Source organism: Klebsiella sp. JN_Kp121 (assembly GCF_040062145.1).
In the GTDB taxonomy this organism is placed as follows: Bacteria; Pseudomonadota; Gammaproteobacteria; order Enterobacterales; family Enterobacteriaceae; genus Klebsiella; species Klebsiella aerogenes.
On record NZ_JBEAHX010000029.1, the window covers coordinates 75,089 to 87,385 of the forward strand.

Annotated in this window: 6 protein-coding genes; 4 read left to right on the forward strand and 2 right to left on the reverse strand. The window is 56.4% G+C overall.

The annotated features are described in order from the left end of the window. Positions 1 to 50: 50 nt before the first annotated feature. Genes ptrA through recD form a run of 3 tightly spaced genes read left to right on the forward strand, consistent with a single transcriptional unit; the run spans position 51 to position 8,313 of the window. Positions 51 to 2,936 (forward strand): pitrilysin, encoded by a 2,886-nt coding sequence (ptrA, locus tag ABLU86_RS20200; RefSeq protein WP_020078042.1) that lies wholly within the window; start codon positions 51 to 53, stop codon positions 2,934 to 2,936. Beyond that, complete coding sequence (gene recB, locus ABLU86_RS20205; RefSeq protein ID WP_348796372.1) at positions 2,933 to 6,478, forward strand: exodeoxyribonuclease V subunit beta; 3,546 nt, start codon at positions 2,933 to 2,935, stop codon at positions 6,476 to 6,478. The genes ptrA and recB overlap by 4 nt, the downstream gene beginning before the upstream one ends. Next, positions 6,475 to 8,313, forward strand: coding sequence for an exodeoxyribonuclease V subunit alpha (gene recD, locus ABLU86_RS20210; protein WP_045387093.1), 1,839 nt, complete (start codon positions 6,475 to 6,477; stop codon positions 8,311 to 8,313). The genes recB and recD overlap by 4 nt, the downstream gene beginning before the upstream one ends. A gap of 35 nt (positions 8,314 to 8,348) precedes the next feature. Here the strand turns inward: recD and ABLU86_RS20215 are convergent, their stop codons facing one another. Both ABLU86_RS20215 and argA read right to left on the reverse strand, forming a co-directional pair. Further along, entirely contained in the window at positions 8,349 to 8,636 is a 288-nt protein-coding gene (locus ABLU86_RS20215) for a hypothetical protein (RefSeq protein ID WP_348796371.1), read from the reverse strand. A gap of 707 nt (positions 8,637 to 9,343) precedes the next feature. Next, positions 9,344 to 10,675 (reverse strand): amino-acid N-acetyltransferase, encoded by a 1,332-nt coding sequence (gene argA, locus ABLU86_RS20220; protein ID WP_015369939.1) that lies wholly within the window; start codon positions 10,673 to 10,675, stop codon positions 9,344 to 9,346. Between the two features lie 227 nt (positions 10,676 to 10,902). Here argA and amiC point away from each other — a divergent pair, with 227 nt between their 5' ends. Beyond that, complete coding sequence (gene amiC, locus ABLU86_RS20225) at positions 10,903 to 12,156, forward strand: N-acetylmuramoyl-L-alanine amidase AmiC (RefSeq protein WP_020078045.1); 1,254 nt, start codon at positions 10,903 to 10,905, stop codon at positions 12,154 to 12,156. Positions 12,157 to 12,297 lie beyond the last annotated feature (141 nt).

The window sequence follows — 12,297 nt, forward strand, 5'->3', positions numbered from 1 at the left end:
TCCACGCTGACGCTATGCAGCGCGAAGTTTGTTAATGATGAGGTCCGTGAATGCCCCGCAGTTTATGGTTCAAAGTTCTTGTTGTAGTGGTCGCCCTTTGGGCGCCGTTAAGTCAGGCAGACACCGGATGGCAACCGATTCAGGAAACCATCCGTAAAAGCGAAAAAGATCCCCGTCACTATCAGGCTATTCGCCTGCAAAACGGAATGGTCGTGCTGCTGGTATCCGATCCGCAGGCGGTAAAATCGTTGTCGGCGCTGGTGGTGCCGGTGGGTTCATTACAGGATCCGGCCGACCATCAAGGGCTGGCGCACTATCTCGAGCATATGACCTTAATGGGCTCGCAGAAGTACCCGCAGCCTGACAGCCTTGCTGAATTCCTCAAAATGCACGGCGGCAGTCATAATGCCAGCACGGCGCCATATCGCACCGCGTTCTACCTTGAGGTGGAAAATGACGCGCTCAACGGCGCCGTCGATCGACTGGCCGATGCCATTGCCGCGCCGCTGCTGGATAAAAAATATGCCGAACGCGAACGTAACGCGGTCAACGCCGAATTGACCATGGCGCGCACCCGGGACGGGATGCGCATGGCGCAGGTGAGCGCCGAAACCATCAACCCTGCGCATCCGGCTTCACAATTCTCCGGCGGTAACCTCGATACACTGAGCGATAAGCCTGGCAGCCCGGTGCTTGATGCGCTACACGCTTTCCGCGACCGCTGGTACTCGGCAAACCTGATGAAGGCAGTTATCTACAGCAATAAGCCGCTGCCTGAGTTGGCAAGCATTGCCGCCGCGACCTACGGGCGGGTGCCTAATCATGACATCAGCAAGCCGGAGATTACCGTACCGGTCGTGACCGATGCGCAGAAGGGCATTGTGATTCACTACGTGCCGGCGATGCCGCGTAAGGTGCTGCGCGTTGAATTCCGCATCGATAACAACAGCGCTCAGTTCCGCAGCAAGACCGATGAGCTGGTGACCTATATGATTGGCAACCGCAGCCCCGGCACCTTATCCGACTGGCTGCAGAAGCAGGGGCTGGCGGAAGGGATTCGCGCGGATTCCGATCCGGCGGTCAACGGTAATAGCGGCGTGCTGGCGATCTCCGCTACCCTCACCGATAAAGGCCTGGCGCACCGCGATGAAGTTACCGCCGCTATTTTCAGCTACCTGAATTTGCTGCGTACACAGGGTATTGATAAGCGCTACTTTGATGAATTAGCCCACGTGCTGGAGCTCGATTTCCGTTATCCGTCGATTAACCGCGATATGGATTACGTGGAGTGGTTGGCCGATACCATGATTCGCGTGCCGGTAGAGCACGTACTGGACGTGGTTAATATCGCCGACCGCTATGATGCCCAGGCGATTAAAGACCGTCTGGCGATGATGACGCCGCAAAATGCGCGTATCTGGTACATCAGCCCGAATGAGCCGCACAACAAAACCGCTTATTTCGTCAACGCGCCGTACCAGGTCGATAAAATTAGCGCCCGGACCTTCACCGACTGGCAGCAAAAATCTGCGGCCATCAAGCTGCAGCTGCCGACGCTGAACCCGTATATTCCGGATGATTTCACGCTGATTAAGAGCGATAAGGCCTACCCGCATCCGGAGCTTATCGTCGATGAGCCGACGCTGCGCGTGGTGTACGCGCCAAGCCAGTACTTTGCCAGTGAACCGAAGGCCGACGTCTCGCTGGTGCTACGTAACCCGCAGGCGATGGACAGCGCGCGCCGTCAGGTGATGTTCGCGTTGAATGATTACCTGGCCGGTATCGCCCTCGATCAGCTTAGCAATCAGGCCGCGGTAGGCGGGATAAGCTTCTCGACCGGCGCCAACAACGGTCTGATGGTTAATGCCAACGGCTATACCCAGCGTCTGCCGCAGCTCTTTACCGCGCTGCTGGACGGCTACTTTAGCTATACGCCGACCGAAGAGCAGCTTGAGCAAGCGAAGTCCTGGTATGCCCAGATGATGGATTCGGCGGACAAAGGCAAAGCCTATGACCAGGCGATTATGCCGATTCAGATGCTGTCGCAGGTACCCTATTTTGAGCGTAAAACACGTCGCGATTTACTACCGTCAATCACTCTGAAAGAGGTGATCAACTACCGCGATAACCTGAAAGCAAGAGGGCGGCCGGAGCTGCTGGTCATCGGTAACATGAGCGCCAGACAGTCCACCGATCTGGCCCGCCAGATCCAAAAACAGCTTGGCGCCGATGGCAACGAGTGGTGTCGCAACAAAGACGTGCTGATCGACAGCAAACAGCTGGCGATGTTTGAGAAAGCAGGCAGCAGCACCGACTCCGCGCTGGCGGCGGTTTTCGCGCCGCCAAATGTCGATGAATACAGCAGCATGGCCGCCAGTTCGCTGTTAGGGCAGATTATTCAGCCCTGGTTCTACAACCAGTTACGTACTGAAGAACAACTCGGCTATGCGGTATTCGCCTTCTCAATGAATGTGGGCCGCCAGTGGGGGATGGGCTTCCTGCTACAGAGCAGCGATAAACAGCCGGCCTTCCTCTGGCAGCGCTTCCAGGCCTTCTTCCCGACGGCGGAAGCCAAACTGCGGGCGATGAAACCGGAAGAGTTTGCCCAGATCCAGCAGGCGGCGATTAGCCAGATGCTGCAGGCGCCGCAAACGTTGAGCGAAGAAGCATCAAAGCTGAGCAAAGATTTCGATCGCGGTAATATGCGCTTCGATTCACGTGATAAAGTAGTGGCTCAGATGAAACTGCTGACGCCGCAAAAACTTGCCGACTTCTTCCATCAGACGGTGGTGGATCCGCAAGGCATGGCACTGTTATCCCAGGTTTCCGGCAGCCAGAACGGCAAGACGGAATACGCCGCCCCTGAAGGCGGTAAGGTATGGGAAAGCGTCAGCGCATTGCAAAAATCCTTACCCCTGATGCGAGAGAATGAATGACCGAAACCGCTGAGTCTCTTGACCCACTCCGCTTGCCCCTGACGGGCGAGCGGCTGATAGAAGCCTCCGCGGGCACCGGCAAAACCTTTACCATCGCCGCGCTATATCTACGGCTGCTGCTGGGGCTGGGGGGGGAATCTGCTTTCCCCCGGCCGGTCAGCGTGGAAGAGCTGCTGGTGGTTACCTTTACCGAAGCGGCGACGGAAGAGCTGCGTGGGCGCATCCGCAGCAATATTCATGAACTGCGGATCGCCTGTTTGCGTGAGAGTTCCAGTAATCCTCTGTATGCCTCTCTGCTCGCGGAAATCGCCGATAAAAACCAGGCGGCGCAAACGTTGATGCTGGCGGAGCGGCAGATGGACGAGGCGGCAGTCTTTACCATCCACGGCTTCTGTCAGCGGATGCTAAGCCTCAACGCCTTCGAATCCGGCATGCTGTTTGAACAGCAATTGATCGAAGACGAATCCCGCCTGCGTTATCAGGCCTGCGCCGACTTCTGGCGTCGCCACTGCTATCCGCTGCCGCGCGATATCGCCGCCGTGATCCATGAACAATGGAAAGGGCCGCGCGATCTGCTCAAGGCTATAGACCGCTGGCTGCAGGGCGAAGCGCCGCAGCTAAAATCGCCGCCGCCCGCGGAAGAGACGCTAGCAAGCCGCCATCAGCAAATCCTGGAACGTATCAATGCGCTGAAGCAGCAGTGGCGGGAGCAGGTGGGTGAAATTGAAAACGTGCTGGAAAGCTCAGGGCTCGATCGCCGCAAGTTCAACCGCGGTAACCAGGGCAAGTGGATCGAAAAGGTAAGCGCCTGGGCGCAGGAAGAAACGCTGAGTTATCAGCTGCCTGATGCGCTGGAAAAATTCTCGCAACCGTTCCTCATTGAGCGCACCAAAGACGGCGGCGAACCGCCGCTGCATCCGCTATTCAGCGCGGTAGAGGCGCTGCTTGCCTCACCACTGACCTTAAACGATCTGGTTATCGCCAGGGCGATGGTCGAGATCCGCGAAGCGGTCGCCCGCGAAAAGCGGCGTCGAGGCGAACTGGGCTTTGACGACATGCTCAGCCGTCTTGACGACGCGCTACGCGGCGACAGCGGCGAAGCGTTGGCCAGCGCCATCCGCCAGCGTTTCCCGGTGGCGATGATCGATGAGTTCCAGGATACCGATCCGCAGCAGTATCGTATTTTCCGCCGCATCTGGCGTCGCCAGCCGGATACGGCTTTGCTGTTAATTGGCGACCCGAAACAGGCGATTTACGCCTTCCGCGGCGCCGATATTTTTACCTATATGAAAGCGCGCGGCGACGTTGCCGCCCACTATACGCTGGATACCAACTGGCGTTCGGCGCCGGGCATGGTACAGAGCGTTAATCGTCTGTTCGGCCTGAGTGATAATCCATTCATGTTCCGCGAGATCCCATTCTTGCCGGTGAAGCCAGCCGCTAAAAATCAGACGTTGCGCTTTACCATTGATGAGAAGCCGATCCCGGCGATGAACATGTGGTTAATGCCTGGCGAAGCCGTCGGTTCTGGCGATTATCAGTCTTTTATGGCGCAATTGTGTGCGACGCAGATCCGCGACTGGCTCAGCGCCGGCCAGCAGGGGCGCGCGCTGCTGTGGCGCGGCGAAAAAGCCGAGCCGGTGCGCGCCTCCGATATCACCGTGCTGGTGCGTAACCGTCTCGAAGCGGCGCTCATTCGCGATGCGCTGCAGCTTTTGTCGATCCCGTCGGTCTATCTCTCAAACCGCGACAGCGTTTTTGAAACCCCGGAAGCGCAGGAATTACTGTGGGTTCTACAGGCGGTACTGGCGCCAGAGCGTGAAAACACGCTACGCAGCGCGCTGGCGACGTCGATGTTTGGCCTTAATGCGCAGGATATCGAAAACCTCAATCAGGATGAACGTGCCTGGGATGCGCTGGTAGAGGAGTTCAGTGAATACCGGCACATCTGGCGCCAGCGCGGCGTGATGCCAATGCTGCGCGCGCTGATGGGGGCACGTCATATTGCCGAAAATCTGCTGGCGACCCACGGCGGCGAACGCCGTTTGACCGATATTTTGCATATCAGCGAATTGTTACAAGAGGCGGCTAATCAGCTGGAGAGCGAGCACGCGCTGGTGCGCTGGCTGACGCAACATATCGCCGAGCCGGACAGCAATGCTTCCAGCCAGCAGATGCGTCTGGAGAGTGATAAGCATCTGGTGCAAATCGTCACTATCCACAAATCAAAAGGACTGGAATATTCGCTGGTCTGGCTGCCCTTTATCGCGCGCTTTCGCAAACAGGATCAGGCGTTCTATCACGACCGCGATTCCTTTGCTGCGGTACTCGACCTCGGAGAGGGGGAGAATAGCCTTGAGCTGGCGGAAGCCGAGCGCCTGGCGGAGGATTTACGCCTGTTGTACGTCGCCCTGACCCGCGCGGTGTGGCACTGCAGTCTTGGGGTTGCGCCGTTAAGTACCCGCCGTAGCGATAAACCTGGCAACAGCGATTTTCATCACAGCGCCCTCGGCCGTCTGCTGCAGGACGGCGAGCCGATGGACGCGGCGGGATTAACCGCGCGGCTACAGGCATTGTGCAGCGATGATATTGCGCTATGTCTTCCCGATAGCATGGACCAGACGCCGTGGCAGGCGCCGGAAAACGCGCTGCCGCCGCTTTCGGCGCGGACCCTTGAACGCCAGGTTATGGACGACTGGCGGGTGACCAGTTATTCCGGTCTGCAGCAGCATGGTTCCAGCGCAGGTCAGGACCTGCTGCCGCGTCTTGATATCGATGCCGCGGGCGTGGGCGAGGTGGCGGAAGAGCCGCAGCTCACGCCTCATCAGTTCCCGCGCGGCGCGTCGCCGGGGACATTTCTGCATAGCCTATTTGAGGATCTCGATTTCAGTCAGCCGGTACCGGTTGACTGGATGGCGCAAAAACTACAGTTGCACGGTTTTGGCGAAGAGTGGGCGCCGGTGTTGAGCGAATGGCTGGACGGCGTGCTGCGAACACGCCTGCCGGGGGCTGAAATCGCCCTGAATCAGCTGGGCGTGCGGGATAAACAGGTGGAAATGGCCTTCTATCTACCGATTGAACAACCGCTGGATCCGCTGCAGCTGGACGCGCTGATCCGCCGCTATGATCCGCTGTCGGCTGATACCCCGGCGCTCGATTTCCGCCAGGTCCGCGGCATGCTGAAAGGGTTTATCGATCTGGTATTTCGTCATGATGGTCGTTATTACCTGCTGGACTACAAATCTAACTGGCTGGGCGAAGATCGCGAAGCCTATACCCAGCAGGCGATGATCCAGGCGATGCGCCTGCATCGTTATGATCTGCAGTACCAGCTGTATAGCCTGGCGCTGCACCGTTATCTGCGTCACCGTATTGCCGATTATCACTACGAGCGGCACTTTGGCGGCGTCATTTATCTCTTTTTACGCGGCATGGACGGGCAGGAAGGCGGGCAGGGGATCTTCACCACCCGCCCGGCGCAGCCGCTGATTGACGGCCTCGACGCGCTATTTGCCGGTGTTGCCCAGGAGGTGGACTCATGACCATGGATGAACTGCTGCTGGCCGCCGCCGAGCAGCGTTTGCTGCGACCGCTGGACGTACAGTTTGCGCTGATGGTGGCGCAGGATGCCCCTCCGGCAGTGAAGCTGGCCGCCGCGCTGTTGAGCCGGGATGCCGGAGAAGGTCATGTCTGCCTGCCGCTGTCGCGCCTCAACGCTGAAGAAGCGCTAAGCGGCAAGGCCGGCGAGATCCGCGACCAGTTGCTGGCGATGGCCGGAGAGCCGCAGGACTGGCCTCAATTGTTGCTTTCTTCGTCAGCGGTGAGCCGCGGTGACGAACCGACGCCGATGATTTTATGTGGCGACAGGCTGTACCTGAACCGCATGTGGCGTAATGAACTCACCGTCGCCCGCTTTTTTAATGAGACGAACCGGGTACTGGAGGTTGATGAAGGGCGGTTAACGGCAACCCTGAATGAACTCTTTCCTGCGACCGACGATATCGACTGGCAAAAAGTCGCTGCGGCGGTGGCGCTGACCCGGCGCATTTCGGTGATCTCCGGCGGTCCCGGCACCGGCAAGACCACTACCGTCGCGAAGCTGCTGGCGGCGCTGATTCAGATCAACGACACGTCGCGCTGTCGAATTCGGCTGGCGGCGCCGACCGGCAAAGCCGCAGCGCGCCTGACGGAATCCCTTGGGGCGGCGTTAAGAAAACTTCCGCTTAGCGATGAGCAAAAAGCGCTGGTTCCCGCCGATGCCAGTACCCTGCATCGCCTGCTGGGGGCGCAGCCCGGCAGCCAACGCATGCGCTACCACGCCGGGAACCCGCTGCATCTGGATGTGCTGGTGGTCGATGAAGCTTCAATGATCGACTTACCGATGATGTCGCGCCTGATTGATGCTTTGCCGGAACATGGGCGGGTGATTTTTCTCGGCGACCGTGACCAGCTTGCCTCCGTGGAAGCCGGGGCGGTGCTTGGCGACATCTGCGCCTGGGCGACATCCGGTTATACCGCGGCGCGAGCGCAAGAACTGTCGCGTTTGACCGGCGCAACGGTGCCGGCGGGGGAGGGGCAGATGGCCGGGGCGTTGCGCGATAGCCTGTGCCTGTTGCAAAAAAGCTACCGTTTTGGCAGCCATTCCGGTATTGGCAGCCTGGCGCGGGCGGTCAATGCCGGTGCGCGCGCAGAAGTGAAAGCAACATTACGCCAGCCGTTTGAGGATATCGTTCTGCAGCCGCTCAGCACCACCGAGGAGTATGAAGCGATGCTGATGGCGGCGCAGGAGGGCTACGGCCGTTATCTGCAACTGCGCCGCGAGCAGGCCGCGCCGGAACAGATGATTGCCGCCTTCGGCGAATTTCAGCTGCTGTGCGCGCTGCGTGAAGGGCCTTATGGAGTAAGCGGCGTGAATGAACAGCTGGAGCAGATGCTTCATCGTAAGCGGGCGATTACGCTACCGCGCCATTCACGCTGGTACGATGGTCGCCCGGTGATGATTTCCCGTAACGATAGCGCGCTGGGGCTGTTTAACGGTGATATCGGTATTGCGCTGGAAAGGGACGGCGAACTTCGCGTGTGGTTCCCGATGCCGGATGGCAGCATTAAATCGGTGCAGCCAAGCCGCCTGCCGGAACATGATACCGCCTGGGCAATGACGGTGCATAAGTCGCAAGGGTCGGAGTTCGATCATGCGGCGCTGATCTTGCCTTCTCGTAGCGTACCGCTGGTGACCCGCGAGCTGGTTTATACCGCGATTACCCGCGCCAAACGGCGCCTGTCGCTTTACGCCGACGAGCAGGTACTGGCGCAAGCCATCGTGACGCGCACCGAACGGCGCAGCGGCCTGGCGGAGATTTTCGCCGGACACGGGTAGGGGATGAAGGGCGTGAATACGCTCTTCACCTCTGATTAGTAAGCAAATAAAAGTAACAGCCAGAGTAAAGAGACTGAGTTCATGGCAAAGAAATAGGCTACGTAGCTTTTGGGAGTACTTGGTGTTGATATATTAGCAATAACAATAATTACCACTGAAATAATAAAATTAACGATGGATAAAACGATAAATAAAAGAATAACCATAGCGGTAGCGGTAAGGGCTGCATAGGCCGGTCCACTGCTCATCATTGCTAAAAGTAATAATATCCAAGGGTAAATAGAAATCACGGCGGTGATTTTTTTATGTTTCTTACTAGCCAATTAGGTTTCTTTTCCATAATTATACCTGTCCTTGATGGTGCTTTTGAACTATTCTTACTGAAAATACATCGTAATTTGCTGTTAAGCATAAAGATATAGCCAAAGCGGTAACAGGTATTCATTGCGCAGAAATAGATTTTTAGCCTTCTCGGTTTTAGCAATGTAAAAACGCTCATGCATCCGATAGTGATAAGCGAAAGCGTAAGGTTAATAATCGATAATAAAGTGATAAGAGCCAGTAGATGTAATCCATCTTCCATAAAATTGTCGGGGTGAGACTCTGATTAATATGTACTATCAATATTATTAACCATGGATAAATAGCAATGGTGGAAACAACCTTCCGCGATCGACTAATAATCCAATTATCAGATTTATGCATTATCCATCATGTTTATCAATAATGTTCTGGGATTTCATTCGTTAGGAGGGATCATTGCGTTGATGCAGTGATAAAGATATACATCGACATTAAACCAGGAATAAAGCCCGGATGCTGAAGATTTGTCACTGATGCGGCGGTGATAAAACAAAATTACTATCCTGAAGGCGTGGGATATGCCTATTTGCAATCGGGTAGCCCGGATAAGGTGCAAGCCGCTATCCGGGAATCCTCCCCCGGTGGCGCTTACGCTTACCGGGGCTACCAACCGACTACCGAACCGTAGCCCGGATAAGGCGCAAGCCGCTATCCGGGGAGTTATCCGTCAGCCCAGGTCTGCCATCAATACCTTCGAACGGCGCTGATAGTTGTACATCTGTTTTTTACTCTCCGGCAGCAAATCAATATCCACCGGGGTGAAGCCGCGTTCCTGGAACCAGTGGATACTGCGGGTGGTCAACACGAATAGCTTGCTGAGCCCCATCTGCTTCGCCTGGGCGGCGATACGGCTCAGCAGTACCTCGCCGCGTGACGAACTACGGTAATCCGGATGCACCGCTACGCAGGCCATTTCGCCGATTTTCTCTTCCGGGAATGGATAGAGCGCGGCGCAGGCGATGGTGGTGTTATCGCGCTGGATGATGGTGAATTTATCTATCTCCATTTCCAGCTGTTCGCGCGAGCGGCGCACCAGAATGCCTTGCTGCTCCAGCGGGCTGATAAGATCGAGGATGCCGCCGATATCGTTAATGGTTGCCCGGCGGATCTGCTCGGCGCTTTCCATGACGATCTGCGTACCGATACCGTCACGTGAGAATAGCTCCTGCAGCAGCGCGCCATCTTCCTGATAGCTAATTAAATGGCAGCGACGCACGCCGCTGCGGCAGGCTTTCACCGCCCCGCGCAGGAAGCGTACGGTACCGGAATTATAATCTTCTTCCGCTTCCAGCTCCTCTACCCGCGCCTGCGCCTCGTTAGGGAACAGCTCGGAAACGATCTCGCCATGCTGGTCGTAGACCCCCTGCGACGAGCAGAAGCCGATCATCTTTTCAGCTTTCAGCTTTACCGCCAGTTGGGTGGCTATCTCTTCAGAAGTGAGGTTGAAGCTCTCGCCGGTGACGGATACCGCGACCGGGCCCATGAGCACGATTGCGCCGCTGTCCAGTTGGCGATGAATGGCTTCTTCATCGATGCGGCGAATACGGCCGCTGTGGCAGTAATCGACGCCATCATCGACGCCAAGAGGTTGAGCAATAATAAAATTGCCGCTCACCACGTTGATATGCGCCCCCTGCAGGGGCGTATTGCCGAGGCTCATCGACAGGCGGGCGGTAATTTCTAACTGCAGCATACCGGCGGCCTGCTTAACCAGCTCAAGGGTTTTGGCGTCGGTGACGCGGGTCTGCTTGTGATAAACCGGCTCGTGGTGATGTTCCGCGAGGTTGGCATCAATTTGCGGGCGCGCGCCATAGACCACCACCAGGCGAATACCGAGGCTATGCAATAAGCCAATGTCATTGACTATGCTGGAAAAGTTATCGTGCTCAATGGCTTCTCCGCCCAGCATGATGACAAACGTTTTTCCCCGGTGTGCGTTTATATAGGGAACAGAATGGCGGAATCCCTCGACCAGTTCAGTGCGACGCTCCTTCACCATGATAAACCCTCAATGCATGATTATTCGTAATAAATGTATTTTTATTCTGTTTTGCTTCGTGGCGCAACCCCTAATTTGTCACTAATTTGCGAAAACATTGTGACAAAACCTTGGGTGTCAAAGTTTGTTTACCCTTTTATAGATGACAGGTTATGCGGCTTTGGTTAAAGTTTCTGGTCAATCTGTTCATTTTGGCTTCAAACACGTTTTTTTTGCTTGGGAGTGGCATGTCGGGATACAAGTCGGGATTAAGCCGCCGTCGTTTTTTACAAGGGGCGGGCGCCATGTGGTTAATGAGTGTGAGTCCGGTCGGTTTGGCCGCCGCCGCGCAGGTAGTCGCGGTGCGTATCTGGCCGTCGTCGACTTACACCCGCGTCACGGTGGAATCCAATCATGTACTGAAATATCGGCAGTTTGCGTTAAGCAATCCTGAGCGAGTGGTGGTTGATATTGAAGGCGTTAACCTGAATTCGGTTCTGAAAGGGATGGGCGGGCAAATCCGCGACGACGACCCGTATATCAAATCCGCGCGCGTGGGCCAGTTCGACCCACAGACCGTGCGGATGGTGTTTGAACTGAAACAAAACGTCAAACCGCAGCTGTTTGCGCTGGCGCCGGTCGCCGGTTTTAAAGAGCGTCTGGTGATGGATCTTTATCCCTCTACGGCCACCGATGTGCAGGATCCGCTACTGGCGCTGCTGGAAGATTACAACAAAGGCGATCTGGAACGTCAGGTACCGCCGGCAGAAAGCGGGCCGCAGCCGGGGAAAGCCGGGCGCGATCGTCCTATCGTTATCATGCTCGATCCCGGCCACGGTGGTGAAGACTCCGGCGCGATTGGTAAATACCGAACTCGTGAGAAAGACGTGGTGCTGCAGATTGCCCGTCGATTGCGCGCGCTCATTGAGCGTGAAGGTAATATGAAGGTCTATATGACCCGTAACGAAGACGTGTTTATTCCGTTGAAGGTGCGTGTCGCCAAGGCGCAGAAGCAGCGTGCCGACCTGTTCGTTTCGATTCACGCCGACGCCTTTACCAGCCGTCAGCCGAGCGGCTCTTCGGTGTTTGCGCTCTCGACCAAGGGCGCTACCAGTACCGCCGCAAAATACCTCGCGCAAACGCAGAATGCCTCGGACTTAATCGGCGGCGTCAGCAAGAGCGGCGATCGTTACGTCGACCACACCATGTTCGATATGGTGCAGTCATTGACCATCGCCGACAGCCTGAAATTTGGTAAAGCGGTGTTGCAAAAAATGGGCAATATCAACAAGCTGCATAAAAATCAGGTGGAGCAGGCGGGCTTTGCGGTACTGAAGGCGCCGGATATTCCTTCAATTCTGGTCGAAACGGCTTTTATCAGTAACGTCGAAGAAGAGCGTAAACTCAAGACCGCGAAATTCCAGCAGGAAGTGGCGGAGTCGATTCTGGCGGGGATCAAAGCCTACTTTGCCGATGGGGCGACGTTGGCCAGACGTGGATAAAAAAATAGCGCCTTCGGGCGCTTTTTTTTATAACGGTATTTACGGACGGCAGAAACAAAAAAACACCCTTAAGGGTGTTCATTGTGTTGGTTGCGGGGGCCGGATTTGAACCGACGACCTTCGGGTTATGAGCCCGACGAG

Coding starts and splice junctions, on each gene's coding strand:
- ptrA (WP_020078042.1), top strand. CDS start 51: ATGCCCCGCAGTTTATGGTTCAAAGTTCTTGTTGTAGTGGTCGCCCTT.
- recB (WP_348796372.1), top strand. CDS start 2,933: ATGACCGAAACCGCTGAGTCTCTTGACCCACTCCGCTTGCCCCTGACG.
- recD (WP_045387093.1), top strand. CDS start 6,475: ATGACCATGGATGAACTGCTGCTGGCCGCCGCCGAGCAGCGTTTGCTG.
- argA (WP_015369939.1), bottom strand. CDS start 10,675: ATGGTGAAGGAGCGTCGCACTGAACTGGTCGAGGGATTCCGCCATTCT.
- amiC (WP_020078045.1), top strand. CDS start 10,903: ATGTCGGGATACAAGTCGGGATTAAGCCGCCGTCGTTTTTTACAAGGG.